Annotated in this window: 31 protein-coding genes and 1 tRNA gene; 14 read left to right on the top strand and 18 right to left on the bottom strand. The window is 66.9% G+C overall.

The window, feature by feature from the left end; translation table 11 throughout:
* Positions 1 to 125: 125 nt before the first annotated feature.
* Genes ACFWMR_RS09695 through ACFWMR_RS09685 form a run of 3 tightly spaced genes read right to left on the bottom strand, consistent with a single transcriptional unit; the run spans position 126 to position 2,995 of the window.
* Positions 126 to 1,532, bottom strand: coding sequence for an alpha/beta hydrolase (locus ACFWMR_RS09695; RefSeq protein ID WP_378378093.1), 1,407 nt, complete (start codon positions 1,530 to 1,532; stop codon positions 126 to 128).
* Complete coding sequence (locus ACFWMR_RS09690; RefSeq protein ID WP_378378092.1) at positions 1,529 to 2,200, bottom strand: hypothetical protein; 672 nt, start codon at positions 2,198 to 2,200, stop codon at positions 1,529 to 1,531. The genes ACFWMR_RS09695 and ACFWMR_RS09690 overlap by 4 nt, the downstream gene beginning before the upstream one ends.
* Positions 2,201 to 2,227: 27 nt before the next feature.
* Positions 2,228 to 2,995: a DUF4097 family beta strand repeat-containing protein gene (locus tag ACFWMR_RS09685; protein ID WP_378378091.1), complete on the bottom strand. Its 768-nt coding sequence runs from the start codon at positions 2,993 to 2,995 to the stop codon at positions 2,228 to 2,230.
* A gap of 161 nt (positions 2,996 to 3,156) precedes the next feature.
* On the opposite strand from ACFWMR_RS09685, the gene ACFWMR_RS09680 reads away from it, so the two are divergent.
* Both ACFWMR_RS09680 and ACFWMR_RS09675 read left to right on the top strand, forming a co-directional pair.
* Positions 3,157 to 3,696: a YbhB/YbcL family Raf kinase inhibitor-like protein gene (locus tag ACFWMR_RS09680; protein WP_093932513.1), complete on the top strand. Its 540-nt coding sequence runs from the start codon at positions 3,157 to 3,159 to the stop codon at positions 3,694 to 3,696.
* 54 nt (positions 3,697 to 3,750) lie between these two features.
* Entirely contained in the window at positions 3,751 to 4,263 is a 513-nt protein-coding gene (locus tag ACFWMR_RS09675; protein ID WP_378378090.1) for a GNAT family N-acetyltransferase, read from the top strand.
* Here ACFWMR_RS09675 and ACFWMR_RS09670 read toward each other — a convergent pair.
* Genes ACFWMR_RS09670 through ACFWMR_RS09660 form a run of 3 tightly spaced genes read right to left on the bottom strand, consistent with a single transcriptional unit; the run spans position 4,260 to position 5,604 of the window.
* Positions 4,260 to 4,694 (bottom strand): GNAT family N-acetyltransferase, encoded by a 435-nt coding sequence (locus tag ACFWMR_RS09670; RefSeq protein ID WP_378273942.1) that lies wholly within the window; start codon positions 4,692 to 4,694, stop codon positions 4,260 to 4,262. The genes ACFWMR_RS09675 and ACFWMR_RS09670 overlap by 4 nt on opposite strands.
* Before the next feature lie 22 nt (positions 4,695 to 4,716).
* On the bottom strand, positions 4,717 to 5,277 hold the full coding sequence (locus ACFWMR_RS09665) for a TetR/AcrR family transcriptional regulator (protein WP_093932515.1): 561 nt from the start codon (positions 5,275 to 5,277) through the stop codon (positions 4,717 to 4,719).
* Positions 5,278 to 5,604: a DMT family transporter gene (locus ACFWMR_RS09660; protein WP_378378089.1), complete on the bottom strand. Its 327-nt coding sequence runs from the start codon at positions 5,602 to 5,604 to the stop codon at positions 5,278 to 5,280. It abuts the gene before it with no gap.
* Between the two features lie 154 nt (positions 5,605 to 5,758).
* Between ACFWMR_RS09660 and ACFWMR_RS09655 the strand changes: the two genes are divergently transcribed.
* The 3 genes from ACFWMR_RS09655 (at position 5,759) to ACFWMR_RS09645 (ending at position 9,750) form a co-directional block, all read left to right on the top strand.
* Entirely contained in the window at positions 5,759 to 8,053 is a 2,295-nt protein-coding gene (locus tag ACFWMR_RS09655; RefSeq protein ID WP_378378088.1) for a (Fe-S)-binding protein, read from the top strand.
* A gap of 158 nt (positions 8,054 to 8,211) precedes the next feature.
* The gene (locus ACFWMR_RS09650; RefSeq protein WP_093932518.1) at positions 8,212 to 8,724 is read left to right on the top strand and encodes a DUF742 domain-containing protein; all 513 of its coding nucleotides are present in this window, start codon (positions 8,212 to 8,214) and stop codon (positions 8,722 to 8,724) included.
* Positions 8,725 to 8,754: 30 nt separating this feature from the next.
* Positions 8,755 to 9,750: a cation diffusion facilitator family transporter gene (locus tag ACFWMR_RS09645; protein ID WP_378378087.1), complete on the top strand. Its 996-nt coding sequence runs from the start codon at positions 8,755 to 8,757 to the stop codon at positions 9,748 to 9,750.
* Here the strand turns inward: ACFWMR_RS09645 and ACFWMR_RS09640 are convergent.
* Both ACFWMR_RS09640 and ACFWMR_RS09635 read right to left on the bottom strand, forming a co-directional pair.
* Positions 9,744 to 10,433 carry a CAP domain-containing protein gene (locus ACFWMR_RS09640; RefSeq protein ID WP_378378101.1) on the bottom strand — a complete coding sequence of 230 codons (690 nt, stop codon included), beginning with the start codon at positions 10,431 to 10,433 and terminating at the stop codon, positions 9,744 to 9,746. The two genes, ACFWMR_RS09645 and ACFWMR_RS09640, sit on opposite strands and share 7 nt — an antisense overlap.
* A gap of 121 nt (positions 10,434 to 10,554) precedes the next feature.
* The gene (locus ACFWMR_RS09635; RefSeq protein WP_378378086.1) at positions 10,555 to 11,022 is read right to left on the bottom strand and encodes a MarR family winged helix-turn-helix transcriptional regulator; all 468 of its coding nucleotides are present in this window, start codon (positions 11,020 to 11,022) and stop codon (positions 10,555 to 10,557) included.
* 73 nt (positions 11,023 to 11,095) lie between these two features.
* On the opposite strand from ACFWMR_RS09635, the gene ACFWMR_RS09630 reads away from it, so the two are divergent.
* A complete protein-coding gene (locus ACFWMR_RS09630; protein WP_378378085.1) occupies positions 11,096 to 12,286 on the top strand; it encodes an FAD-dependent oxidoreductase in 1,191 nt (396 codons plus the stop codon).
* A gap of 169 nt (positions 12,287 to 12,455) precedes the next feature.
* On the opposite strand, the gene dcd is transcribed toward ACFWMR_RS09630, so the two are convergent.
* Positions 12,456 to 13,037: a dCTP deaminase gene (dcd, locus tag ACFWMR_RS09625; protein ID WP_016338162.1), complete on the bottom strand. Its 582-nt coding sequence runs from the start codon at positions 13,035 to 13,037 to the stop codon at positions 12,456 to 12,458.
* A 13-nt stretch (positions 13,038 to 13,050) separates the two neighbouring features.
* Positions 13,051 to 14,256 carry an oxygenase MpaB family protein gene (locus ACFWMR_RS09620; RefSeq protein ID WP_378378084.1) on the bottom strand — a complete coding sequence of 402 codons (1,206 nt, stop codon included), beginning with the start codon at positions 14,254 to 14,256 and terminating at the stop codon, positions 13,051 to 13,053.
* 111 nt (positions 14,257 to 14,367) lie between these two features.
* Here ACFWMR_RS09620 and ACFWMR_RS09615 point away from each other — a divergent pair.
* Together ACFWMR_RS09615 and ACFWMR_RS09610 are read left to right on the top strand one after the other, a co-directional pair.
* A tRNA-Gly gene (locus ACFWMR_RS09615) sits at positions 14,368 to 14,438 on the top strand.
* Between the two features lie 67 nt (positions 14,439 to 14,505).
* On the top strand, positions 14,506 to 15,159 hold the full coding sequence (locus ACFWMR_RS09610) for a YdcF family protein (protein WP_378378083.1): 654 nt from the start codon (positions 14,506 to 14,508) through the stop codon (positions 15,157 to 15,159).
* Between the two features lie 144 nt (positions 15,160 to 15,303).
* Here the strand turns inward: ACFWMR_RS09610 and ACFWMR_RS09605 are convergent, their stop codons facing one another.
* Positions 15,304 to 16,188 carry a hypothetical protein gene (locus ACFWMR_RS09605; RefSeq protein ID WP_378378082.1) on the bottom strand — a complete coding sequence of 295 codons (885 nt, stop codon included), beginning with the start codon at positions 16,186 to 16,188 and terminating at the stop codon, positions 15,304 to 15,306.
* 1,255 nt (positions 16,189 to 17,443) lie between these two features.
* Here ACFWMR_RS09605 and ACFWMR_RS09600 point away from each other — a divergent pair.
* From ACFWMR_RS09600 to ACFWMR_RS09590, 3 genes are all read left to right on the top strand, one after another.
* Positions 17,444 to 17,995, top strand: a complete 552-nt coding sequence (locus ACFWMR_RS09600) for a hypothetical protein (RefSeq protein ID WP_378378081.1) — start codon at positions 17,444 to 17,446, stop codon at positions 17,993 to 17,995.
* 259 nt (positions 17,996 to 18,254) lie between these two features.
* Positions 18,255 to 18,779 (top strand): hypothetical protein, encoded by a 525-nt coding sequence (locus ACFWMR_RS09595; protein WP_378378080.1) that lies wholly within the window; start codon positions 18,255 to 18,257, stop codon positions 18,777 to 18,779.
* Between the two features lie 27 nt (positions 18,780 to 18,806).
* Positions 18,807 to 19,295: a GNAT family N-acetyltransferase gene (locus tag ACFWMR_RS09590; RefSeq protein WP_378273932.1), complete on the top strand. Its 489-nt coding sequence runs from the start codon at positions 18,807 to 18,809 to the stop codon at positions 19,293 to 19,295.
* A gap of 10 nt (positions 19,296 to 19,305) precedes the next feature.
* Here ACFWMR_RS09590 and ACFWMR_RS09585 read toward each other — a convergent pair whose 3' ends face one another.
* Together ACFWMR_RS09585 and ACFWMR_RS09580 are read right to left on the bottom strand one after the other, a co-directional pair.
* Positions 19,306 to 19,959, bottom strand: coding sequence for a hypothetical protein (locus ACFWMR_RS09585; RefSeq protein ID WP_378378079.1), 654 nt, complete (start codon positions 19,957 to 19,959; stop codon positions 19,306 to 19,308).
* Positions 19,960 to 20,044: 85 nt separating this feature from the next.
* The gene (locus tag ACFWMR_RS09580; protein ID WP_378273930.1) at positions 20,045 to 20,446 is read right to left on the bottom strand and encodes a DUF4279 domain-containing protein; all 402 of its coding nucleotides are present in this window, start codon (positions 20,444 to 20,446) and stop codon (positions 20,045 to 20,047) included.
* Positions 20,447 to 20,482: 36 nt separating this feature from the next.
* Here ACFWMR_RS09580 and ACFWMR_RS09575 point away from each other — a divergent pair, with 36 nt between their 5' ends.
* Positions 20,483 to 20,875 carry a pyridoxamine 5'-phosphate oxidase family protein gene (locus ACFWMR_RS09575; protein WP_378378078.1) on the top strand — a complete coding sequence of 131 codons (393 nt, stop codon included), beginning with the start codon at positions 20,483 to 20,485 and terminating at the stop codon, positions 20,873 to 20,875.
* A 35-nt stretch (positions 20,876 to 20,910) separates the two neighbouring features.
* On the top strand, positions 20,911 to 21,438 hold the full coding sequence (locus ACFWMR_RS09570) for a GNAT family N-acetyltransferase (RefSeq protein ID WP_378378077.1): 528 nt from the start codon (positions 20,911 to 20,913) through the stop codon (positions 21,436 to 21,438).
* On the opposite strand, the gene ACFWMR_RS09565 is transcribed toward ACFWMR_RS09570, so the two are convergent.
* The 4 genes from ACFWMR_RS09565 to ACFWMR_RS09550 form a co-directional block, all read right to left on the bottom strand.
* Complete coding sequence (locus tag ACFWMR_RS09565; protein WP_378378076.1) at positions 21,435 to 21,773, bottom strand: MmcQ/YjbR family DNA-binding protein; 339 nt, start codon at positions 21,771 to 21,773, stop codon at positions 21,435 to 21,437. The two genes, ACFWMR_RS09570 and ACFWMR_RS09565, sit on opposite strands and share 4 nt — an antisense overlap.
* Before the next feature lie 113 nt (positions 21,774 to 21,886).
* Positions 21,887 to 23,572 carry a bifunctional metallophosphatase/5'-nucleotidase gene (locus ACFWMR_RS09560; protein WP_378378075.1) on the bottom strand — a complete coding sequence of 562 codons (1,686 nt, stop codon included), beginning with the start codon at positions 23,570 to 23,572 and terminating at the stop codon, positions 21,887 to 21,889.
* Between the two features lie 77 nt (positions 23,573 to 23,649).
* Positions 23,650 to 24,438: an alpha/beta fold hydrolase gene (locus tag ACFWMR_RS09555; RefSeq protein WP_378378074.1), complete on the bottom strand. Its 789-nt coding sequence runs from the start codon at positions 24,436 to 24,438 to the stop codon at positions 23,650 to 23,652.
* A gap of 14 nt (positions 24,439 to 24,452) precedes the next feature.
* The gene (locus ACFWMR_RS09550) at positions 24,453 to 24,941 is read right to left on the bottom strand and encodes a GNAT family N-acetyltransferase (RefSeq protein ID WP_378378073.1); all 489 of its coding nucleotides are present in this window, start codon (positions 24,939 to 24,941) and stop codon (positions 24,453 to 24,455) included.
* A gap of 149 nt (positions 24,942 to 25,090) precedes the next feature.
* On the opposite strand from ACFWMR_RS09550, the gene ACFWMR_RS09545 reads away from it, so the two are divergent.
* A complete protein-coding gene (locus ACFWMR_RS09545; protein WP_378378072.1) occupies positions 25,091 to 25,738 on the top strand; it encodes a VanZ family protein in 648 nt (215 codons plus the stop codon).
* On the opposite strand, the gene ACFWMR_RS09540 is transcribed toward ACFWMR_RS09545, so the two are convergent.
* The gene (locus ACFWMR_RS09540) at positions 25,679 to 25,855 is read right to left on the bottom strand and encodes a hypothetical protein (RefSeq protein WP_378378071.1); all 177 of its coding nucleotides are present in this window, start codon (positions 25,853 to 25,855) and stop codon (positions 25,679 to 25,681) included. The two genes, ACFWMR_RS09545 and ACFWMR_RS09540, sit on opposite strands and share 60 nt — an antisense overlap.
* Positions 25,856 to 25,934: the final 79 nt, after the last annotated feature.

Below are 25,934 nucleotides of genomic sequence, written 5' to 3'. Positions count from 1 at the left end.
CCACCTTGAGTGGGTGTCACGCAAGTTCTATCGGGATGATGCGGTCTCCGTCAAGCCGGACTTGAGCCGACTGCACTCAACCTTGTACCCGGCTCAACGTGCGACCCGGGTGTCTTGTTCCCGGGCTACCGGCAGACCGTGCCCGGAGCGGGTGTGAGCCCGCTCACCAGGTACTTCACCTCTTCGGTGCGCACGCAGGCCGAGTTGAGCAGCCCCGTGTGCCCGTACCCGGCGTCGACCAGCAACGCCGAGTTCTCGATGTTCCGCGCGAGCCCCTTCGCCCAGACGAGCGGCGTCGCCGGATCGTGTTCGCCGCCGACCACGAGGGTCGGCGCCGCGCCCTTCACCCGCTGCGGTCGCGGGAGGTACGCCGAGGGCACGGGCCAGCCCGCGCAGCCGCTCGCCATGTCCCAGAACTCCGAGTACCGCCAGCTGTGCGGCGCGAGGGTCTTCACCAGCCCCTGCATCGCCCGCATGTCGGCGTAGGAGGTGAACGGCGAGCCGAAGTCGTGGCAGCCGATCGAGCGATACGCGCCGTAGGACGGGTCCAGCTGCGAGGACGGCAGCAGTCCGTCCGCGTTCCCCGCCGTCGCGTCGGCGATCCCCTTCGCGATCTCGGGCCAGAACGCGGGAAGGATCAGCGAGCTGTAGAGCCCGGACGCCATTTCCTCGGCGGTCACAGTGCGGCCGAGCTGTTTCGACGGCACGCCGCCGGGCGTGGCCATCAGCTTGTCGTAGGTGGCGAGGACGTCCTTGCCGCGAAGGACGCAGTCCGCCGAAGTCGTGCACCACTTCGCGAAGTCCTTGAGCGCGCTCTCGGTCGCGATGGCCTCGTCGAGGACGGCCAGCCGCGTCGGCCGCGAATGGTCGACGGCGCCGTCGAGCACCATCGCGCGGACGCGCTTCGGGTATTTCTCCGCGTACACGGCGCCGAGTTCGGAGCCGTAGGAGACGCCGAGCCAGTTCACCTTCGGCTCGCCCAACGCGACCCGGATCGCTTCGACGTCGTCCGCGGCGTGCCAAGTGTCCACAGAGGACAACTCGGGTCCTGTCCTCTTGAGACACTCGGCGCCCGAGGAACGGTTGTGCGCGATGAGCTTGTCGTAGTCGGGGCGGCTCTTCGGGAAGCGGCTGATGGCGGGATCGTGCAGATCCGGCCCGCAGGTGATCGCGGGCCTGCTGTCGCCGACGCCACGCGGGTCGAACCCGATGACGTCGAACCGCTGCCGCACCTCGGCCATTTCCGGTTTGTCCAGCGCGAAACCGCGGCCGCCGTACTTGAGCACGGTGACCCCGGCGCCGCCGGGCCCGCCCGGGTTCGTCAGCAGCGAGCCGACGCGGCGCGCGGGATCGGTCGCCGGCAGTTTCGCCAGCGCGATCGAGACGGTGCCGCTCACCTGGAGGTTCGCGCATTCCAGCGTCGGCGCGTACTCGGTCGCGCAGGGCTTCCAGTCGAGCCGGGGCGCGGCCGACGCGGGCAGCGCGGAAAGCGGCAGCAAAGTCAGCGCGGTGACCACCGCGAGGGTCTTCATACGGGCTTCACCGTGACAGAGCCGGTGCCGGACTTGAGGTCGAGGACGTTCGCCGAAGCCTGATCCTGGCGCACACCGGCTGTCTCGACCCCGCCGACCTCCGAACGGGCCTCGATGCGATACGCGCCGTCAGGAACGGAGACGATCACCTTGCCGACACTGGCGTTCGCGGTGACGGCGCCGGGCTTCGCGAGCCCCACCTCGATGTCCCCGGTGCCGGTGGTCAGTCGCACCGGGCCCGACGAACTCCCGATCTTCAGGTCCCCGACGTCGCCGCGCAGGTCGACCGAGGCCACGCGGGCGAGGGAGATCTTGCCGGTGCCGATGCCGCCGGTGACGGCCAGTTCACGCGGGACGACGACCTCGTAGTCCACGCCGCACTGGCTGCATCCGCCGAGGACCAGCGTGCCGTTCTCGACGCTGTGCGTCTTGCCGGGATTCCGCCCGGTGTAAGTCACTTCGCGGCGCAGCGAGACCGGTGCGCCGTCCTCGACCCGGAGCGTGACCCCGCCGACCGGGACGTCCACCCGGATCGCGGTGATCTGCTCGGTGACGGGTGTGCCGTCGCTCAGCGTCTGGCGGCTTTCGGTCGTGCAGCCGACGATGCCGAAGGCCGTCAGCGCGCCGAGAGCGAGCGCGCCGAGGACGCGCTTTTCGATGGTGCCCATGAGAAAGTGTTCCCCCGATAAAGTCCGTCAGGCCGCGTTGACCTTGACGCTTCCGCTGTCGGTGTTGAGATCGAGCTTGTACTGCGCCGAACCGGACTGGTTGACGTCGATGTCGCGGCGGCCGCTGTCGGTGGTGCCGGTGACGTTGTAGTCCCCGGAAGGCACCGTGACCGAGATCGAACCGCTGTCGGCCTTCGCCGTGATGTTCGCGGCCTTGACCAGTTCGAGGTCGATACGGCCGCTGTCGGCCCGCGCCTGGACGTTGCCGCCGAGCCGTTCCCCCTTGATGGCGCCGGAATCCGCGTGGACGTCGACGTCCTGGCCGATGTTCTTCAGTTCGACGCGGCCGGAGTCGGCCTTGACCTTCACCGTGCCCGGCACGTCGCTCACCTCGACCCTGCCGGAGTTGACCGTGATGTCCACAGTGGACACCCCGGCGATCTCCACCCCGCCGGAGTCGACCTTGCCCGTCACCGGAATCCCCGCCGGGACGGTGACGTCGTAGCCGACCTCGCAGCTGGTGCCGCAGCCGGCGAGGACCAGGGTGTCCCCTTCGACGCGGAAGGCGTCACCCGGCTTGTTCCAGCGATACTCGAACGACTGATGGACCTTCACCGGTCCGTTGCCCGTGCGGACCTTGAGGGCACCCGAGTCGTTGTCGACGCGGACGCTCTTGATCTGCTGGGTGAGCTCGCTGGTCGCCTCCGCGTCGGACGGCCACCACCAGCCGAGACCGGTGAGCACACCGACGCCGATCAACGCGATGCCCCCGAAGGCGAGGAGTGGGCGCGCCATGGTCTTGAGTCCCTCCAGAGCAGGTTTTCGTGTACCTCGACGCTAAGGGCAGCGCGGCGAGTTGGACATAGGGGTAACCCCCGGATTCGTCCCTGAACCCGCGCCAGGGTCCTAGGGGTCATAACCTGGCTTCGTCATCTGATCCACGACCAGGAGGACGCATGCCGCAGGCACCCGATCCGTACGACTTCCTGCCCGATCTGCCTGCCTTCACCTTGAGCAGCATCGACATCGAAGAAGGCGGCTTCCTGCCGACACCCCAGCTTTCCGGGATCTTCGGCGCGGGCGGCGAAGACCGCTCCCCGCAGCTGTCCTGGGAGGGCTTTCCCGAGGGGACCAAGAGTTTCGCCGTGACCTGCTACGACCCCGACGCCCCGACGGCGAGCGGGTTCTGGCACTGGGCGGTGTTCGACATCCCCGTGTCGGTGACCGCGCTGGCCGCGAACGCGGGCGACGAAGCGGGCTCCGGTCTGCCGAAGGGCGCTGTCACCCTGAAGGGGGACGGTGGCGTGAAGCAGTTCCTCGGCGCCGCCCCGCCGCCCGGGCACGGGCCGCACCGGTACATCTTCGCGGTGCACGCTGTCGACGTCGAAAAGCTGGACGTCGGCGAGGACGCCACCCCGGCGCTGCTGGGCTTCAACCTCTTCAGCCACGCCATCGGCCGGGCGACCCTGACGGCCCTGTACGAGAACAAGGGCTGAGGGTTCTCTTCGCGCGCGTGTCATGAGGGGTCCCCATCGGACAGAATTCGTCCCATGGGGACCCCTCATGACATCCGGCGGCCGGTCACCCTTCGCACCCTCACGCCCGACGACTGGACCGACTGGCGCGACCTGCGCCTGGCGGCGCTGCGTCACGACCCCGGGGTGTTCGGCGCGACGCTCGCCCACTGGGAGAACGCACCGGAAGAGCGTTGGCGCGCGAGACTCACCGAAGTCCCCTTCAACGTCCTCGCGACCCCGGCGGGCATGGTCTCCGCCACGGCTCCCCAGGACGGCGCTGTCGAACTCCTGTCACTCTGGGTCGCCCCTGCCGGCCGCGGCCGCGGCGTCGGGGACGCGCTGGTCGCCGCGGTCGTGGACTGGGCCCGTTCCGTGGGCGCCGAAACCGTGCGGCTCCGGGTCTACGACCACAACGCGAAAGCAAGGGACCTTTACTACCGCCACGGCTTCGCTGAGACCGGCGAGCCCGAGATCCTCAGCAGGAGCCTGGGGGTCGTGAGTGGTGAGGACGGTTCTAACCGTCCTCACCACTCACGACCTCCCTAAGCCTGCCCGTTCGCCCGAGCCCGCTCCATGTACTGCCCCTCCGGCGGGTCCCCGAAGCCGAACCGCCGGTACAGCCCGTGCGCGTCCGCGGTGTGCAGCATCCACCGGAACTCCGCGCCCGGCCCGTTGTCGATCATCTCCCGCACCAGCTCCTTGCCGAGCCCCGCGCCGCGCGCCTCGTCGACGACGAAGACGTCCGCGAGGTACGCGCTGCCGATGGTGTCCGAGAACGCCCGCGCGAAGCCGACGAGACGTCCGCTGGAAGTCTCGTACGCGCCCACGACGCGCCAGGCGTTCCTGAAGACCTTCTCGACCAGTTCGCGGTCTCGCCACTTGCCCCAGTAGACGTCGGCGGACAGGCACTTCCACACCACGTCGAGGTCCACCCGTGCCGGGTCGTCATCCAGTTCGTATGCGCCGACAGTCCTCATGATCCGCACGTTACCCAGCAGGTCAACGAGGTTTCAGCAGGTAGTCCACCACCGGCCGCAGCTCTTCGGCGGACGGCGGCTCGTCGTCGATGAGGCCCTGGATCAGCAGGCCGTCGATGCCGGCCAGGAACACCCGGAACGCGACCTCGTCGTCGTGCCGGACCATCGAGGTCAGCACGTCCAGCCAGCGCCGCGCGGCGGGCCGCAGCTCGGGTTTGCGCGCGGCCAGCAGGTACAGCTCGTACTCCGCCATCGTCCGCCCGCGCCGCGGGCCCAGCGCCTCCGCGAGCAGCCCGGCGACCTCTTCCGCGCCGCGGCTGCCGCGCGACCGGGCGCGGTCGATCATCCAGTAGACCTCGGTCGCCATGTCCCTCGCGCACGAGATGAGGGTCGCGATCAGCAGGTCGTCGAGGCTGGAGAAGTGATAGGTCGTCGACGCCGTCGGCACGCCCGCCTCGGTGGCGACCGTCCGATGGGTGACACCGGCGACGCCGTCCCGTTCGATCACCCGCAGCGCGGCCGCGATGATCTCGTCGCGCCGCTTCTCGCCCCTGGCCTTCCGGCCGTCGACCTGGATCTTCACTTAGTGCGCGCTCCCTGCCTCGATCAACACGACCCCGCCGACCACCAGTACCAGCCCGGCGATGACGGAGAGGTTGACCGGCTCCTTGAAGAACACCATGCCGACGGCCGCCACCAGCGCGACGCCTGCCGCGGCCCAGATCGCGTAGGCGACGCTCACCGGCACGCCGGCCTTCAGAACGTACGCGAGCGCGACGAACGCGCAGGCGTATCCGACCACCACGACGATGGACGGTCCCACCTTGGAGAAGCCCTCGGAAAGTTTCAACGAGACCGTGGCGGTCACCTCGGCGGCGATGGCGAAAGCGAGGAGAAGGTACGCACCCATGTCACAAAAACTACCTGGACGATCGTCTTAAAACAAAGAGAGGTGTACACCACATCGGTGGGACTTGGGCGCGGTCAGTGGGTTACCCATCAGTAAGAAGCATTAGTCTGCCCGAACCACCACACAGCTTCACTCGGACGAAAGGCACCCGACGATGGGCGCTGTACAGCTGACGCTCGGCGGGATCGCGGTCCTGCTCGGCGTCGTCGCCTGGGGAATGTTCTTCGCGACCATCGCCCGCTTCGTGCGGGTGATCCGCCTCGGTCAGCCGGACTCGACCCGCAACGGCCCGTTCATCCCGCGCATGAAGACCCTGATCAAGGAATTCGCCGCGCACACCCGGATGAACAAGGTCAAGAGCGTCGGCCCGGCGCACTGGCTGGTCATGTGGGGCTTCCTGCTCGGGTCGCTCGCCCTGTTCGAGGCGTACGGCGAGGTCTTCGTCCCGACGTGGGGCTGGCCGATCCTCGACGACTGGTCGCTGTTCCAGCTGCTCATGGAGCTGCTCGGGGTCGGCACCATCGTCGGCATCCTGATCCTGATGGGGATCCGCCAGAAGAACCACCCGCGCCGCGCGGACCGGCAGTCCCGCTTCCAGGGCTCCAACTTCAAGTGGGCGTACTTCATCGAGGCCGTCGTGCTCATCGAGGGCATCGGCATCATCGGGGTCCGCGCCGCGAAATCCGCGCTGGGCGTCCACGACACCCCGGTCTGGGCCGCGTTCGTCTCGCACCCGCTCGGCCTGCTGCTGCCGTCCAGCCCGAACCTGGTCACGGTGTTCGCCTTCGTCAAGCTGATGAGCGCCACGATCTGGCTGATCGTCGTCGCGCGCACGATGACCATGGGCATCGCGTGGCACCGCTTCAGCGCCTTCTTCAACATCTACTTCAAGCGCGAGGCCGACGGCGGAGTCGCGCTGGGCGCGCTCAAGCCGATGATGAGCAACGGCAAGGTGCTCGACCTCGAAGAGGCGGACCCGGACGAGGACACCTTCGGCGTCGGCAAGGTCGAGGACTTCAGCTGGAAGGGCTGGCTGGACTTCTCCACCTGCACCGAATGCGGCCGCTGCCAGTCGCAGTGCCCCGCGTGGAACACCGGCAAGCCGCTTTCGCCGAAGCTGCTCATCACGCAGCTTCGCGACCACGCCTACGCGAAGGCGCCGTACCTGCTCGCGGGCGGTAAGCGCGACATGGCCGGCGACGAGGTCGGGTTGTCCGGGGACGACATGTACGCGGGCATCGACGTCCTCGCGATCGCCGAGTCGCAGAAGGCGCTCATCGGCGACGACGGCGGCGTCATCGACCCCGAGGTGCTGTGGTCCTGCACCTCCTGCGGCGCGTGCGTCGAGCAGTGCCCGGTGGACATCGAGCACGTCGACCACATCGTCGACATGCGCCGCTACCAGGTGATGATCGAGTCCGCGTTCCCCAGCGAGCTCAACGGGATGTTCAAGAACCTGGAGAACAAGGGCAACCCGTGGGGCCAGAACGCCAAGGACCGGCTCGCCTGGACCGAGGACCTGGACTTCGAGGTGCCGGTGTTCGACGGCGACCTCGGCGACACCGAGTACCTCTTCTGGGTCGGCTGTGCGGGCGCGTTCGAGGACCGCGCGAAGAAGACCACGCGCGCCGTCGCGGAACTGCTGCACATGGCGGGCGTCAAGTACACCGTGCTCGGCTCGGAGGAGTCCTGCACCGGTGACCCGGCCCGCCGCGCGGGCAACGAGTTCCTGTTCCAGATGCTGGCGCAGCAGAACGTCGAGATCCTGAACTCGGTGTTCGAGGGCCGCGAACGCAAGGCGCGCAAGGTGGTCGTCACCTGTGCCCACTGCTTCAACACCCTCGCGAACGAGTACCCGGAACTGGGCGGCCAGTTCGACGTCGTGCACCACACGCAGCTGCTCAACCGCCTGGTTCGGGAGAAGCACCTGACCCCGGTGGCGCCGGTCGCCGAGGACGTCACCTACCACGACCCGTGCTACCTGGGCCGCCACAACAAGGTCTACGACGCTCCGCGTGAGCTCGTCGGCGCCACCGGCGCGACGCTGCGGGAGATGCCGCGGCACGGCGACCGGTCGATGTGCTGTGGCGCCGGCGGCGCGCGCATGTGGATGGAAGAGAAGATCGGCAAGCGGATCAACGTCGAGCGTGTGGACGAGGCGCTCGGCACCGCGCCGTCGAAGATCGCGACCGGCTGCCCGTTCTGCAAGGTGATGCTGAACGACGGCCTCACCGCGCGCCAGAGCGACGGACAGGCGAGCGAGAAGGTCGAGATCGTCGACGTCGCGCAGCTGCTGCTGAACGCCGTCAAGCGCAAGCCGGAACCGCAGCTGGTCCCGGCCGGAGCGCCGTCCCTGGACGCCGTCTCAGATGCTGAGCTCGACGGAAAGGCGGACGAGCCCGCCGACGAAACGGCCACCGAGACACCGCTTCCGGCGGAAGACAAGTAGAACATCGAGGTCGGAGGGAACATTCTCTCGCACATAATGCGAGAGAATGTTCCCTCTTGTTTTATCCCGGACATGACCATTCCGTTCCCATTACCCGTTCGGCGGTACACCGTGGCGATAGGCTGCAGCGGATCCGAAAAAAGGGGCGAGGAAAATCAATGGGCAACCGTCACGAACTCCGTCCGGGCAAGGGACACCGCCTCGCGATTCCGGGATCGTCGACACTGCGCCCGCCCGCCCGTCTCCCCTCGGCCGCGGCGCTCGCCAGGATGGCGCAGGAAGCGACCATCCCCAGCATCCCGGCCGCCCGGCGGCCGCCGCGCCGGGAAGCGCAACGCACGCGCGTCCGCCCGTACGTCCGCACGGGCGGACGCACCCAGGCCAAGCGGAACTTCGCCATCGAAGCGATGATCTCGGTCCGGAACGACGCGCCATGGAGCGCGCCGGGGTTCAGCGTCGAATTCCATTCCGTCCGATCACTGTGCCGGCGTCCGACTTCCGTCGCGGAAGTGGCGGCGTCACTAAGCGTTCCACTCGGCGTCGCAAAGGTCCTTTTGGGTGATATGGCCGAGCTCGGTCTGGTTACCGTTCATGAAACGCAGGCTGAATTCGACGGTCATCCGGCGCTCGCCTTGATGGAACGCGTCCTGCAGGGTTTGCGTCGCCTGTGAGATCGGCCCACTCGCACTACGCTGCGCTAGGTGAGTGAAGAATCCGGTGGCGAAAGCACCCTGACCGTGGTGCTGGCGGGTGGGGTCAACCTCGCCATCGCCGTGCTGAAACTGATCGCCGGGATCATCACCGGCTCCGGCGCGATGCTTTCGGAGGCCGCGCACTCGGTCGCCGACACGATCACCGAAGTACTCCTGCTGACCGCGCTGAAACGCTCGGACCGCCCCGCCGACCGCGTCCACCCCTTCGGCTACGGCAAGGAGCGGTACTTCTGGTCGCTGCTCGCGGCGGTGTCGATCTTCGCCTCCGGCGCGATGTTCGCGCTCTACGAAGGCTTCTCGACGGTGTTCGGGGAGGAGACCGAGCAGACCGATCCGATCGTCGGCTACATCGTCCTCGGGATCGCCTTCGTCCTCGAGTCCGTCTCGTGGTTCCAGGCCGTGCGGCAGGTGCGGCGCGACGCCGCCGACGCGGGTCAGAAGGTCTCGGTCTACTTGCGGATGATCGACGACCCCGCGCCGAAGACCGTCCTGTTCGAGGATTCGGCCGCGCTGATCGGCCTGCTGCTCGCCTTCGCCGGGATCGGGCTGCACCAGCTCACCGGCTCGCACGTCTGGGACGGCGTGGCGTCGATCGCGATCGGGGTGCTGCTGGCGCTGGTCGCCTACGTGCTCGGGCGCACCAACCGCGGCCTGCTGATCGGCAGGCAGGCGGATCCGAGGCTGGTGCGCGGGGTGCGGGACCAGCTGATGGGCGCGGCCGAGATCGAGGCCGTCGTCGATCTTCAGACCATGCTGATGGGCACCGACCAGGTACTCGTCTGCGCCCGCGTCGACTTCGACGATGCACTGGGCGCGGCGGACGTCGAACGCGCCTGCGTCCGGATGGCGGCCGAACTGATCCGGGAGTTCGGCGACGTCACCGAGGTGTTCATCGAACCGGTCCCGCGTACGGATCCCGAGCTGCGCGCGACGGTGCTGGCCCGCTACGGCGAGATCGCCGAACGCTGGGAAAAGGGTCAGTAGCCGAAGTTCTGCGTCCAGTACATGCCCTTGGTGTTGACGCCGACGCCGATCTTCTTCAGCTTGCAGTTCAGGATGTTCGCCCGGTGGCCCTCGGAGTTCATCCAGGCGTCCATCACCTTGGCGGCGTTCGACTGCCCCTTGGCGATGTTCTCGGCGCCCGGCTTGTCGTAACCCGCGGCACGGATGCGCTGGTCGAACGTGGTGCCTTCCGGCGTGGTGTGCGAGAAGTAGTTCCGCGCCGACATGTCGTCGCTGTGGCCCTGCGCGGCGGCGGCGAGATGCGATTCGTTGCTCACCGGGGAGCAGCCCGCGTCGGCGCGCTCGGAGTTGACGAGCTCGATGACCTGACCGGCGAGCGAGCTGTCCTGCGAACGAGGCGGGTCCTGGGCCTTGCTCGGAGTGGGCTTCGGGGTTTCGGAAGGCTTGGGCGGCTCGGCCTCGGCGGAGGAAGAGCTGGGCGGCGCGGACGAAGACGTGGGAGCCGCCGAAGACGACGTCGGAGCGGCGGAGCCGGGTGCGGAGCCGTCCGGTGCCGCGGAGGTCGTCTGACCGAAGTAGGCGGGAGGTTTCGCGAGGGCTTCGCCGGGTCTGCCCTTGGTGTCGGGGACGCTCAACGACAGATTGCTCAACGCGGTGCCCTGGAACCGATCGGTCACCATCAGGTAGCTCGCGCTCGCGATCACCCCGCCCAGCAGCACGCTGAGCGTGACAAGCAGTAACCGGCTTCGTGTTCTATTGGGGGACACGGGGCCGAAAACTATCACGAACTGGTTACGGCAATACCCCCGAAAGTAGTAATACCGGTCAGCGGTTGCCGCGAGTGATCATTTCCGTCGACTCATGGGTGATCGCGGTCGCGTCAGCCAGGAACCGGAGAACGGTCTCCAGCTCACCGTCCGTATACCCCTCACAGGCCTCCCGGACCCGCTTCACCAGGTGGTCCCACATCGGCGCGGCGGCGGCCATCATCGCCCCGTCGATCTCGATGAGCACCTTCCGGCGGTCTTCGGGATGCGGCTTCCGCGTGACGACCCCCTTGCCCACGAGCCTGTCGATGAGCGCGGTGATCGACGCCGGCGCGAGCCCGGAGAGCTGCGAAAGCGCCTTCGGCGTCTGCGGGCCGAAGCGGGCGAGGTAGTCCGCCACCTTGCTCTCGACGGCCGAGAGGCCCCCTTGCTCGGCGATCGCCGAGTGGAACATGACCGTCTCCGTCGACAACGCCCGCGATCCACCGAGGATCCGCTCGACCAGTTCCGCTCGCTCGCTTGACACGTCGGCCAGCCTAGCGGAGTCTTTAGTTCGACAGAACGAATTAGTTTCTAAGAGATTCGATGGGGTGAACTACATGGCGAAGGCACTGATCGCCGGTGGGGGTATCGCGGGCACGATCACGGCGATCGCACTGCACGAGACCGGCCACGAGCCGGTGATCCACGAGGCGTACGACCGGACCGCGGAAGGGGTCGGCGCGTTCCTGACCCTCGCGGTGAACGGACTCGACGCCCTGGCGCCACTGGGACTGAAAGGCCTGGTCAAGGACCTGGGATTCGATACGCCGCGGATCAAGATGCATCTGGGGAGCGGGCGTGAACTGGCGGACTTCGCGCTCGGCGGGCAGCTGGAAGACGGCACCGTCAGCCAGACCGTGCTGCGCTCCGACCTGTACGTCGCCCTTCGCGACGAAGCCGTCAGACGCGGTATCGAAGTCCGCTACGGCAAACGTCTGGCCGACGCGCAGGAGACCGGCGGCGGCGTGCGCGCGACGTTCGAAGACGGTTCGTCGTCCGAAGGCGACCTGCTGATCGGCGCGGACGGACTCCGGTCGCGGGTGCGGGAGGTCATCGACCCGCGGGCGCCGTCGCCGCGTTACGTGCCCCTGCTGAACACCGGCGGGCTGGCCGAAGGCCTGCGGCTGGACGACGAACCCGGCGTCATGCACATGACCTTCGGCAAGCGGCTGTTCTTCTCGCACGTCGTCCACCCGGACGGCGGCGTCTGGTGGTTCGCGAACGTCCCCCGGAAGCAGGAGCCGTCGCAGGCGGAACTCGCCGCGATGACCGGCGACGCGTGGCGCGAGGACCTGATCAGGCAGCTGGCGGTGGACCGCACCCCGGCCGTCGGGATCGTGCGCGCGACGCGCGAGATCTACCGGCCGTGGGCGACGTACGACTTCCCGAGCGTGCCGACCTGGCGGACGGACCGGATGGTCATCATCGGCGACGCCGCCCACGCGACCTCACCGGCGGCGGGCCAGGGCGCCGCGATGGCGATCGAGGACGCCGTCACGCTGGCGCGATGCCTGCGTGACGTGCCCTCGATCCCGAAGGCGCTCGCCGCGTACGAAGGACTGCGCCGCGAGCGCGTCGAAGCCGTCGTCGAGCGCGGCAAGCGCAACGGAGACGCGAAGGCGGCCGGGCCCGTCGGACGGGTGATCCGGGACTTCTTCATCTCACGGGCGTTCAAGAACCCGCCTGCCGAGGACCCGAACGCCTTCATGTGGCGGCACCGGATCGACTGGGAAGCCCCCGTGAGCTGACTCGTGTCTCCCCAAGGGCGCTCAGCGCCCGACGGAGACTTCACCGTCGAGCGCCCGCTCTTGGGCCGGAGGCCCACGGAAACACGATGAAGGGGCGGCTTCACTCCCAACATGACGCGGGTACGCCACGTCGCCCCTTCGGCGGGTTTCCGTCAGCGCTCGACAGAAATCACCGCCAGGTGTCGACGCGGTGGAAGTTCTTGTACGCGCGGCTCGGGGTCGGGCCCCGCTGCCCCTGGTAGCGCGAACCGGCCTCGTTCGAGCCGTACGGGAACTCCGCCGCGCTGGACAGGCGGAAGATGCAGAGCTGGCCGATCTTCATCCCCGGCCAGAGCGTGATCGGCAGGTTGGCCACGTTCGACAGTTCGAGGGTGATGTGGCCGGAGAAGCCGGGGTCGATGAAGCCCGCGGTGGAGTGGGTGAGCAGGCCGAGGCGGCCGAGGGAGGACTTGCCCTCCAGGCGGCCGGCGAGGTCGTCGGCGAGCGTGACGGTCTCGTAGGTCGAACCCAGCACGAACTCGCCGGGGTGGAGGACGAAAGGGTCTTCGCCCTCCTTCTCGACCAGCGACGTCAGCTCGTCCTGCTGGAGCTGCGGGTCGATATGCGTGTACTTGCTGTTGTCGAACACGCGGAAGAAGCGGTCGAGTCGCACGTCGATGCTCGACGGCTGGACCATCGTCGGGTCGAACGGGTCGACGCCGAGACGGCCGGCGTCGAGCTCTTTACGGAGGTCACGGTCGCTGAGGAGCACGCGCTCAGCGTAGTCAAGCTGCCTTCATGTGCCTGCCGTAGGTGGTGTCGGGGCGGAACACCTTGGCGACCTGGCGGAGGTAGTGGCGCCGTCCGGCGGCCCCGATCAGCTCCTGGAGCGCCGTCGCGCCGGGCACCACCCGCCGGACCGTCTCGGCGGCGAAGTTCACCCCCGCCACCGCGACCACGGCCGCCTGCGCGATCGGATCGTCGGGCAATTCCAGGAAGTCGGCGTTGGTCTTGCCGAGCAGGAGCCTGCTGATCGCCCCGTGCCCCGCGACCGACACGTGCGCGAGCACCTTGCCGAGCGCGCCCCGGCCCTCGCCGATCCCGGCGTGGGACTTCATGAGCGCCGCGGCGAGCCGCTTGGAGTCGTCGTCGGGGATGAACTCGGTGGTGGCGAGCAGCCACAGCAGCCGCCAGGCGTCCTCCTCGTCGGCGGGCAGGAGCTCCTCGTCGACGCCCATCAGCCAGCCGACGTAACGCCAAAGGTGCAGGATGTCGGCGCGCTCGCTGGGGCTGTAGCGGAGCCCGAGCAGCTGCGTGCCGAAGACGTAGACGAGGGAGAAGAGCAGGAGCGTGCCCGCGGTCTGGACCTGGTTGACCGGCCTGTCCCAAGCGGCGTAATCCCAGTCCTTGCGACGGTTCATGGCCGCGCGCACGTGGGCGTGCACGATCCGCACCCGCAACGCCGACTCGTACCCGCGCCCGCCGAGCACCAGCGCGCCCGGCGTCGTCACGTGGATCCACCACGTCGCCGTCTCGACAAGACGACGTGACGCCTTGTACTCGATCTCGCCGGTGCCGACGAGCGACTTCGTGGCGCGCGAGGCGAGATAACCGCCCATCAACGAAACGTCGCCGAGCGGAAAGAGCCCGAGCAACCCGGCGCGCGTGATCGCCCGCGCCCCGCGGTCGAGGCGGTCCGGATCGACCCAGTACGGCGTCGCCTCGACGTCGCGGAAGAACGCTTCGAGCTCCTCCGGCGGATCCTCGACGCTCTCGATGCCTTGCCGCAGCGCCTGTTCGAACTGTCCCTGGGCACCTTTTCGCAGCAGCGGCACGAGCACGTCGGCCGCCGGGTCCTCCCGCTGCGCGAACTTCCGCAACCGGGCCACCTGGCGCTCGTCGCCCCCGATGTCGCCGTCGATGAACAGCCTTGACGCGACCCGGAACCCGCCTTCACGGAACAGCTCGGGGTCAGGAAGCCTCTCGCCCATCCGGATCACCTCCGATATAGACAACAAGTGTTGTCACTTTCGACGGCGACGTCAAGGTTGGGGTGGGTCTTGGCAAGGGGAGATCCGGACCATGTATGCTGGCCGAGCACTGCGGATGTAGTTCAATGGTAGAACATCAGCTTCCCAAGCTGAATACGCGGGTTCGATTCCCGTCATCCGCTCTCTCGCGAAAGCCCCAGGTCAGTGGATGTCCACTTTAGACCTGGGGCTTTCGCTTTGGAGTCCCTGATGGCCGTGTCCCTCCCGGACGATCTCCGCGCCGACGTCCAGACGCTCTGGGACTACCACGACCTGCGGCACGAACTCCGGCCCGCCGACGCCGGGATCGGACTCGGCAGCCACGACCTCGGCGTCGCGACGTACGCCGCGGAACTGTTCCATGCCGGGATGTTCCCGCTCATCGTCTTCAGCGGGGCGAACGCGCCGACCACCGTCGAGCGGTTCCCGCGCGGGGAGGCGGTGCACTACCGCGAGCACGCACTTGAGCTGGGCGTGCCGGATGACGCCATCCTGGTCGAGCCCGGGGCGCGGAACACCGGGGAGAACATCGCGCTCACTCGCGCGCTGCTGGACTCACGCGGCGTCGAGGTCGGGTCCGTCGTGCTCATCTCTCGGCCGTACCAGCAGCGACGCGCGTACGCGACCTGCAAGAAACTCTGGCCCGAGGTCGACGTCATCTGCGCATCGCGGCCACTCCCGCTGGACGACTACATCGAGAGCATTGGCGACGTGGACCGCGTCATCAACATGCTGGTCGGCGACACCCAACGCATCACCGCCTACGCTGAGCGTGGCTTTGCCATCCACCAGGAGATCTCAAACTACGTCATGGCCGCCTACAAGCGCTTGATACGAGCTGGTTACGTGAAACGCCTTCTCTAGCAGAGGTACTCTTTGCCGTTGCGATCGCCCACAAAAGAAATAACCTTAAAATAAGGACTATTAAAATTACTCTAGAAAATCCCGCACCCTGACGAATTCCCTACGCGTCACCAGCAGGAAAAAAGTTTCACTCGACTATTTAAATCAACTCAACTGACCCGAATCCAGACCTGCCTCTCCATTGCTTCCTGATTCGATTTCCTTGCGAATCTTCAAGTTTTCCAGACTTATACGAGTAGCAAGGGTGGCACCCAAGCCAAGCTCAAGATTCTTCGAAGAAATTCCAGTAGCAATACCAACAGCTGGCGGAAGAACTACTTCCTCTACCTTGCGAATTACCTGCCTGAATACTTCAAGCCAATTGTTGAAGCGCTCGATCGCGGAAGGCTCCTCAGAAGCCTGCTCCGCAACAACAACCCCAACCTCAAACGCCGTGACTTGAACTGTTCCAAGCAGGTGAGAGAAGCCACGAATACGAACGTAGGTTACCTTCTCCAATGCTATCGAGATCGGTCCGAGCATTCTAATTCGCGCAACCTCTGGTATGTCCATAGCGTTTTCAATGTCAATGCGAAGCTGTCCAAGTTGGTCGTACACCTCCTCCAGAACGCGAACTAGCTCTTCATCGCTACCTTTAGGCTTATGCTCCGGGCCGGCCAAACTCAAAAGAGATGAGAGCGTCGACAAGGAATCGAGCGCAGAATCCGCTATTAGATCATTTGACGAATAAGCTGTAGTGTCATTAAATGAAATTCCAAATATCGGCCGCGCCCATTGCGGACGGTCGCGGAGCAGCGCGGAAGCCCGGTGCCGACGTTGCGGCAATGAATACACGGCACGTTCCACATCCCGAAGAAGGCTTGCCGCCTCAGAACGCACCGATATGGCATCGCCACCCGTAGCGACCAGTGGCGCAATTTCACCCCACATTTGCGTCACGGAGCCGTTGGAACTCAAATCCCGGAAGAGTCCCAGGACACCATGCAGGCGACCAGCGGGCTCGTCTGGAAGTTCGCTAAGTGGCAACATCTACTGCTCCCTCTGACGCAAAATCGGCGCTCAAGCTTAAGATCTTAAACCTTGCTCAGTGCAACGCAATCAAGAAACACTATTCGATATCTAATCACATGAAAGATTGCGCAAAGGTTTGACCTTAACGGAGCACTCTCACCGGTGTCCCGACACAGCGAATCCATGATCACCAGAGTCAGTCGACTCCATCGCCAGTTGGCCCTGAAGCGGGATCTCGTGCACAGCCGCGCTGTCTGCCGAACTTGGCTCTAAGGGATCAAGGCGCCGCCACCGGCGGCGCGCACGTCACCGTCCGTACGGCGGGCTTCGCCCCATGGCGGACGCCGGCCTCCCGCTCCGCTCCGGCAGGCGCCGCCGGGCGAGCCCGCCGACGAGGCAGCACCGCACAGCGCGCCGCCGCCACCGGGAGACCCATGGAGCGCGACGTCAGATCACCCGACCCACCTGACCGCGTGGCAGTGGTCACCGGGTGTCCCTCGCTGCTCAGCGTCTAACACCGTGCCGCTCGCATCAAGGCGGGAAAGCGTGCCTTGACACGACCGACCCGGCGCTAGAAATTGCAGGGGCGAGGGAAGCGGAGCGAACAGGCACAAAGACGCAGGTAGAGACAGGGCGCGTTGGGCCATTAACGGGCCATTCAGAGGGGGCAACCACGGTCAATCGCGGCCACCCTGAGGAAGCGCCGTCCGCAGGTCAGAGCCACTTTCCAGCATGATCACCCTGGTTCCCAAGCTGAATACGCGGGTTCGATTCCCGTCATCCGCTCTCATGCGAAAGCCCCAGGTCAGTGGATGTCCACTTAGGACCTGGGGCTTTCGCTTACGCGTGCCATCGGCCGACCGGGACCCGGTTGGCCGCCCTGATCTTCGTCGTCGGAAGTCGTGCTCCTTGCAGTGACGGTCGACAAGCCTGGACGGCCGGTCCGCAATCTGCGCGTCGACCAAAGACCTCAAGGCGCGCCGCCCCTGGCAACAATCAGCTTAACGATCTGGCCATCATCCACCAGGTCGAAGCCGTGCAGAATCCGTCGATCACCCCCGCCCCAAAGGACCCAGCCGACCTGGCCGACACCAGGTACACCTTGACCAACAACCTCCCGCCTCAGTAGCCCGCCGCCTAGCCGGATCGTGCACAACGGCCGGTCACGCCACCGACCGCATGGCTCGTTTGTCATTGGGATGCGGGGAAGTCCCGGTCAAGGGCTCGGATAAACCGTTCGCACCAAAGCATTCGCTAGGTATCTTTGTTGCCCATGAGCGATGAAGTCGACGGGCGGCCCGTACCCGAGCAGTACGAGCACCTGCTCGAAGAATTGAACCTCGATGATCATCTGACACGAGAAGTCTACGCCTACTTTGGACTGGCCGCCTACCTTGCCAGCGTTATCGAGCACGGACTCGTCAACATCATCGTGCTTTCGCGGGTGGCAGAGGCCCGCGCCGGGAAGACGACGATCACTAGCGACCCCTGGGAATCTTCATTTAAGAAGACCTTCGGACAACTAGTCCACCGCTTCACAAAGTTGTCAGGCGACGAGGAGCGAAAGCTACAAGAGGACCTGGCAAGATGCTTGACCCAGCGAAACTTTCTGATCCACGGTTACTGGCGAGAGCGCGCCGAGACAGTTATGAGCCAAAATGGAAAACTGATGATGCTCGAAGAGTTAAGTGAGATGCATCAGGACTTCAGACAGCTCAACGAAGAGGTCGACCGAGTCACCTTTGACATCGGCGAGTCTCTGGGAGTGTCTCGCGAGGCAGCGGAGGCGGAGTACCAACGAATGCTTGGTTCCGTCGCTGAATAGGCGGTTTCGATACCCGTCATCCACTCTCACACTAAAGCCCCAGGTCAGCGCTTGCACCTACTTAAGACTCTGCTTTCCTTTTCCTTCGGAGCCCTCAGCGACCGATAATTTGGGGCCATAGCGCGTCGCGAAAGCCACTTTCGCGACGTCTGATGTCCCGAAAGTGGCTTTCGCGGCAAAGTACCGTCCGGGAACCCCTACCTGGACGATGCGGCTACTTTCGGGACCCCTCCCCTCAACCCACGCCTACCGTCCCAGCGTGCGGAGAAAGTCGAGTGACAGCACGGCGGCCGCCTTGCTGACCCTGCTGGCAGGGTCGCTGCTCCTCCCGGTGTTGCTGGTAGGCGTGGTCTTCCTCCTCATCGGGCTGAACAGGGGCAGCGGACCGGGGCCGTACACGGTCATCTTCGCGAAGGCGGGCGACGAATGCGGCGCGATGGGGCAGTACCTCGACGCGTCCACCGGCAAGCCGCTGCAATGCATGGGTCCTGGCGGATTCCGGACGGCCTCGCTCGAATTCCCCGGTTTCTCCCGTGAGCAGAACGACGAGGTGCGCCACTGGCTGACCACGTTGGCGGAGGACGGCGAGCTGAGCGTCTTCGACCACCGGTCGGTCCAGGCCAAGATCGACGGGATCGCGGCCGGTTTGCCGCCGGGAACGCGCGTCGAGCGGGAATCCGGCACGACGGAGATCTGGATCGGCGCGGCCTTGACCGCCGTCGGCCTGTCGGCGGGTTCCGGCTTCGCCTGGCGGTGGTACCGGGATCGCCGGAACGGTTTTTGATTTCCCGGCGTTGTTACGGTGCTGTACATGGAGATCCGGGAGTTCCGCGAAGAAGACTGGGCGCAGGTCTGGCCGATCGTGCGCGAAGTCGTCCGGGCGGCGGACACGTACACCTACGACCCCGACCTCACCGAGGAAACCGCGCGAGGACTTTGGGCCGAGAAGCCACCGAGCCGGACGGTGGTCGCGGTCGAGGACGGCCGCGTGCTCGGCACGGCCAAGACGGGCCCGAACCGCGGCGGCCCCGGCTCGCATGTGTCGACGGCCAGTTTCATGGTGGACAAGGAAGTTCGCGGCAAGGGTGTCGGCAGTGCGCTGTGCGCGCATGTGCTGGATTGGGCCAGGGCGCAGGGTTTCGCGGGTATGCAGTTCAACGCGGTCGTCGAGTCGAACGTCGCCGGGATCCGGGTCTACGAGCGGCTCGGGTTCGAGATCGTCGGGACGGTGCCGGGCGCGTTCGAGCACCCGACGCTGGGGCGCATCGGGTTGCACGTCATGTACTGCGACTTCGGCTGAGGCCGAGTGGTCAGCCTTCGACGAGTTCCCAAGGGGCGTCGGCGCTCGGCCGGTCGTACACCTGGCCGGGCGCGGCGCTCAGCACCAGCGCGACGTCCGGGTACAGCGTGACGGCGTGCTCCATCTCGAGGGCTTCGACCTCGAAATCCTCGTTCTCCGGCACCTGGAAACCGACGAGCAGCCAGCTGCCGTCGGCCTCGCGGACGACCTGGCGCACGGCGCGGGCCGGGGCGGCGGGGTCGGTGGAGATCTCGGCGAGTTCGGTGCTCACCTGGACTTCTTCCAGCGGCGAGCCCGGATGCGTCCACGCGGCCAGGCGGGCGGCACGCACCAGGAGGTCTTCTTCGTCGTCATCCGAGTCGGCGACCGAGCTCAGCAACCATGAGCGCCGCTCGGGGTCCCAGTCGGCGGCCATGCCGGTGGGGAGGCCGGCGAGCGCGGTGAACTCCGGGATGAGCTCCACCGCGTCCCGCAGGGGCAGCGCGCCGAAAGCGTCGCGGTTGAGGTCCATGTCCTCGGAGAACTCGTTGCCGTCGCTGATGAACCAGTCACCGTCGTCGTCGAGCACGACGAACGCGAGATTCGACGGGTCCTCCACGAGTGACCGCGAGATGATGACCGGCGATTCCGGATCCTGACGCAGCGGCCAGTTCTCGCTCGACATGCTGGGCTCCCAACGGGGTTGTCCGGCTGTGGGGCACCATCCCACCATCTCCGGCATCGTCGCCGCGCACCGGACCGGCCGAAGGCTATTCGCTGAGGTCGTACTCGTCGACGTCCAGCGCGGCGGCAGCTTCGGCGAGGAACGCGATCACGGCCGGTGACAGATGCCAGCCGAACTCCTCGCCGCCGTCGCGGTGGTGGAAGTAGCGCACCACCTGCAGCACCGCGCTCGCGCCTTCGTCCACCAGCTTCCGGATCCCCGGCCGGACCGGGGCGAGCCTGCCGATCAGGCCCTCGATCTGGTCGTCGACCGGCCCCGGACCTCGATGCGTCACCTTCCAGGCGTGCGTCCTCGGCAGCCGGTGCTCGGTGGACCTCGACCCCAGTACCTGGGCCTCGTCGGGCGCCATGCCGAGCCGCGCGGTGATCTCCCCGGCGGACACGGTTTCGCTCTTCAAGGCGAAGTAGCAGTACTGGTGGACCTTCATACGCCCGGCACCCTAGCTTTCAGGCAGGCTGACCAGGTGAAACGTGATCAATCGCTTATCGAACGTCTCGCGCGGGAGCGCAACGTCTGGCTGTGCACCCTCCGCGCGGACGGATCGCCGCACGTCACGCCGGTGTGGTTCGTGTACGTCGACGACGTCTTCTGGATCGGCAGCGGCGAGCGGAACGTCAAGGTGCGCAACGTCGGCGCTGATCCGCGCGTCAGCCTCGCGCTGGAAGACGGCGGCGCGCCCGCTGTCGCCGAAGGTCTGGCGCACGTTCACCGCGGGCACCTGCGCGAAGACGTTCTCGCCGCGCTGGCGGAGAAATACGACGGTTGGGCGGCCGGCGAGGAGATCGAACCGTTCGGTGCCAGGGTGTTGCTAGAAGTCCCCGTAAAGCGGTGGCTGCTCCGGGGTGTCGCCCAATAGTCTGGAAAGTCCGATACCGATCTTGGGATGGGACGATGCTGACCGGTGAACTGATTCGCTTACGGCCGCTGGAACCCGAGGACGCGGACACGCTGTGGCGCTGGCACAACGACCCGGAGGTCATGCGCTGGATGGCCGGGGACCATCCGGAGTCCCTCGCCCAGATTCGCGAGCGCTACGCCCGACTGAAGCCCAACAGCTACGAACGGACGAGCTTCGCGATCGAGAGCCTCGCCGTCGGCACGCTGATCGGCACCTGCACCCTGCGCGACGCCACTCCTGAGCAGGGCCGGGCCGAAGTCGACATCTATCTCGGCGAGAAGGACCACTGGGGCGGCGGCTACGGCACCGACGCCATGCGCACGCTCTGCCGCTACGGGTTCGACTCGATGCGACTGCACTTGATCGCGCTGTGGGTCGTGGCCGGCAACGAGGCCGCCATCCACATCTACAAGAAGCTCGGGTTCCAGGTCGACGGCAGGCATCGCCAGGCGTTCCGCGACCAGAACGGCGAGTGGCACGACGAGTACCTGATGAGCCTGCTCGAAGGGGAACTCCGCTAGTCGTCCAGACCTCTCGTGAGCCTGGCGGGTGCCTTCATCCGCCAGGCTTCCTCGATGAGCTCACGTAACTGCGCCTTGTCGACCTTCTCCAGGTCGACAAGGATCGCGCCGTAACCGTCGTAATGCGGGGTGGTGAAGTACGCGGGGTCGCCGGAGGCCAGCAGGGCCTCCTTCTCCGCGTGCTCGCACAGCAGCATCAGCCCGCCCTCGGCCTCGGTGCGCAGCCGGGCGAAGTTCTTGCCCGCGACCTTGAGCGACGGTGTGCGGTACGAAGTGGACTCCTCGACCTCCGGGAGCCTGCCCGCCAGGTCCACGACTTCTTCCCAGGTCGTCATGGCGGACATTGTGCCCTGGGTCACTGACAAAACCACCCCCGGAGACGCCATGAAAGGTCCTTTCCTTGCGAAATTCGCAAGGAAAGGACCTTTCATGGCGCTAGCGGAAGCGGCTACGGCAGGACGGTGATCCGGTCCGCGGCCGGCGGGGCGATGCCGGGGTGCGCGCCGAAGTACGCGATCAGCGCGTCGAGGTCCACCGGACCACCGGACAGGTTGGTCCCCTTGGTGAATTCGGCGAAGCCGTCCCCGCCGGCGGCGAGGAAGTTGTTCACCGACACGCGGTACGACGCCGCCGGGTCGATCGGCGCGCCGTCGAGCGTCAGGTTCGAGACGCGCGATCCCTGGGCCGCCGACGCCGAGTACGAGTACTTCAGCGACTTCGAGATCTGCAGGGTGCGCACGATCCCGTTGGCCTGCCACTGCTGTTCGAGCACGTTCTTCAGGTTCTCCCCGGTGAGCGTGATCGTCTGCATGATGTTCGCGAACGGCTGCACGGCGAACGCCTCGCCGTAGGTCACGACGCCGTCGCCCTCGCCGGCGGGCGAGGACGCGTAGGTGAAGTCCGTGCGGATGCCGCCCGGGTTCGTCATGGCGATCTGCGCGCCGTTCGACTTCGTGGCCTCGAGCTGAGCGTCGGCGATGACGTCGCCGAGCGGGGACTCGCCGGAGGCCGCGCCCTTGGCGACCAGGTCGGCGGTGATGGTGCCGACGGCCTTGTTCGCGATCGGCGCGGCCTTGGTCTTGGCCTCGTTGATCAGCGTCTGCACGTCGCCGTCAGGGTCGACGTCGCGGGTGACGATCTGGTTGTGCGCCTTGGTCTCGCCCCGCACGACGTCGCGGGTCCGGCGGTCGATCTTCAGGTCGACCACCGACAGCAGACGGCCGAACGACGCGCCCTGGATCACCGGACGCGGCTTGCCCTCGGGGTCGTTGATCACGCAGTTGTACTGCTGGTGGCTGTGCCCGGTGAAGATCGCGTCCACTTTGGACGAAACCTTCTGCGCGATGGCGGTCGCGGCGCCCGGCTTGACCTTGCACTCGTCCGGACCGGCGGTCTCGGAGTTGTCGCCCTGGTGCAGCAGCACGACCTGCGCCTTGACACCGAAGAGGTCGAGCAGCTTGGCGGTGCGGTCGATCGCTTGGACCTCTTCGCCGAACTTCAGGCCCTTGATCGCCTCCGGGGTGACGACCTGAGGCAGATCCTTCAGCGTCGCGCCGATGACGCCGATCGGGACGCCGCCGGAGAACTCGATGCTGAACGGCAGCAAGGCCGGGAAGCCGTTCTCGTAGTACACGTTGGACCCGAGGAACGGGAAGTTCGCACCCTTGAAGGACTTCCGGAACTGGCAACCGTCGGTCGGGTGGCAGCCGCCGTTCTGGATCCGGCGGAGTTCCTTGAGACCCTCGTCGAATTCGTGGTTGCCCACCACGGAAGCCCGGACGCCGAGCTGGTTCAGCAGCTCGACGGTCGGCTCGTCGTGGAACAGCGCCGAGATCACCGGCGACGCGCCGATGCTGTCACCGGCCGACAGGACGACCGAGTTGCGCGCTTCGCTCCGGAGCTTCTTCAGGTGCGTCGCGAGGTACGCGGCGCCGCCCGCATCGACGGTCTTGCCGCCGGGCAGCGTGACGCGGCCGCTCGAACCGGACGGCGGTTCGAGGTTGCCGTGCAGGTCGTTGAACGTGATGAGCCGGACGTCGGTGGTGGCCGGCGCGGCGGACGCGGGCGCGGCGACGGCACCCAGCGCGGTCAGCGCGGCACCGACGGCAACGGCCAGCCGGGTAGAGAGCTTCATTATTGGGCGCACGGCGGAGGAGTCTGCCTGGCGGAATTGACCTTCACCAGAGGAAAAAGCAGGACGATAGGCAAACGTCACATGGCGCGTGAGCTGCCCTCCAGCAGCACCCGCGCGACCATCTCCGGCTCGTCGTTCATCGGCACGTGCCCGCAGCCGCGCAGCACCAGCAGCTCCGCCCCGGGCGCGATCCGGCGCAGCTCGGCGGCCTTCGGGCGGGCGAGGATGCGGTCGCGTTCCGCCCACGCGATGGTCACCGGGACGTCCCGGACGACGCCGTCGAACCGGAACCCGCCGCGAGCCTGCTCCAGCGTCGGCCGGAAGCCCGGGCAGCCGGCCAGCGCGCGGATGTCCTCCATGACGACCTGCGTGGTGAGCCGATCCGGACGGCCGACGATCATCCCGGTCAGCATCGACCGGCCCGCCGGTGTCGCGGCGAGCCGCCGCGCGGTGCGCTCGGGGATCCGCTCCGCGAGCAGGCGGTGGGTGCGCAGCATGCTCAGCGCGTACCGCTGCTGGCGCGGCGTCCACAGCCCGGCCGGGGACAACGCCGTCACGCTGCGGACGAGACCCGCTTCGCCGAGGGCCAGCGAGAGCAGGCCGCCGAGCGAGTTGCCCGCGACGTGCGGCTTGCCGAGGCCGCGTTCGCGGAAGAACCTCCCGAACAGCTCGACCGCGGCTTCGACGCCGTAACCGCCGGAGTGCGGCGCCGATTCGCCGAACCCCGGCAGGTCGACGGTGATGACGTCGCGATGCGAGGTGAGCAGCGAAAGCACGGGCGACCAGGCCTGGCGGCGGTGGCCGACCCCGTGGATCAGCACCAGCGGCTCGCCGTGGCCCGCGCGGTCGAAGACGACGTTGTCCATCCCGCGAGGTTAAGCTATTTACTGCTACCGGCGGTAACAGGTAAATAAAGGCGTTCGCGCCGCCGGGTGATGTCGTTTGGCATCGGCTCCAGGTCACCCGTCGCGATGAACCCGAGCTTCAGGTACAGCCGCCGCGCCCGGTCGTTGTCCTCCGCGACGTGCAGCCACACCTCGCGCGCGCCGTCGGCCTCGGCGGCCGAGTGCACCTCGCCCGCCAGCTTCGCCCCCAGCCCCTGGCCACGGGCTTCGGCCGCGACCCACATCGAGTAGAGGATCCAGTCGCCGTCGCGGGCCCTCCCGGCGACGAGGCCCACCGCGCGTCCGTCGTCGAAGGCGGCGAACCAGGCGTCCCCGGCCAGCCTCGCGAGCCACTCCTCGTCGGTCTGGGCCCGTTCGGCCGCCGCGATCGAGCCGTAGTTCTCGGGGGTGTCCGTCAGGGCGCGCAGGCGGACGTCACGGAAGGCGTCGAGGTCTTCGGGGGTCAGCCGTCGAACGAGCAGCATGCGGGCAGAATCCCACGTCCGCCGATGGAGCGGGAAGGAATATCGCCGATCGGCCAAGATCGAGGTCAGCCACTTGGCCGATCCGGCCCCGTCCGCCGCGGCCCTTCGACCGAAGCGGCGGGATCACGCTGATCCATAACGTCCATGTCATGACGAACGCACAGGTCACCGCCTTGCAGTACGGCTTGATCGGCTTCTTCGCGCTTTGGGCGACGGCGCTGATCCCGCAGCTGATCGTCCTGCACGCGCGGCACGGCAGGGTGCGCCTTCGTCCCGTCCTGACCATGGCCGCCGTGCTGCTCTACGCCACCATGACCCTGGCGGTGACCTTCCTGCCGCTGCCCGGCCCCGGCGCCAAACGGCTGAGCCAGACCGTGCAGCTGCACCCGTTCCAGTGGATCGCCGACATCCACACCGAACTGCTCAAGCACGGGCTGCCGTTGGCCGACTGGTTCACCACCCAGACCTTCCAGCAGGCCACCATGAACGTGCTGCTGTTCGTCCCGCTCGGTTTCTTCGCCAGGACACTCTGGAAGCGCGGCCTCATCGGCACGACGCTGATCGGTCTCACCGCTTCGCTGCTGATCGAGATCACGCAGCTGACCGCGAACTTCGGCACGGCGCCCTACGTCTACCGGATCTTCGACGTCGACGACCTGCTCAACAACACCGGCGGCGCGATGCTCGGCTGGATCGCCGGAGCCCTGCTGCTCAGCCTCGTCCGGAAGCCCGTTCCTTCAACGGTCGAGCTTCAGCCTCTCGGCCGCGAGCGGATCGACCTCGCCCAGGTCCGCTAGCCTCGCCCGCCGCCGCTGGGCCGCGCGCCGCGCGGCCCGCCTGTCTTCCGCGATCACCAGCACGGTGGCCACGACGAAGATCAACGCGACCAGTCCGAGGATGAGCGAGAGCTGCAAAACGCCTCCTCGAAGACAACCTTGTGTGCGAGATCACAAACAGTACGCACATCGTGGTGAGTTGACCACCCCTTGAGAC

The sequence above is a fragment of the Amycolatopsis thailandensis genome (genome assembly GCF_042723255.1).
Lineage (GTDB): Bacteria > Actinomycetota > Actinomycetes > Mycobacteriales > Pseudonocardiaceae > Amycolatopsis > Amycolatopsis thailandensis.
This window is presented reverse-complemented; position numbering and strand designations above follow the sequence as displayed.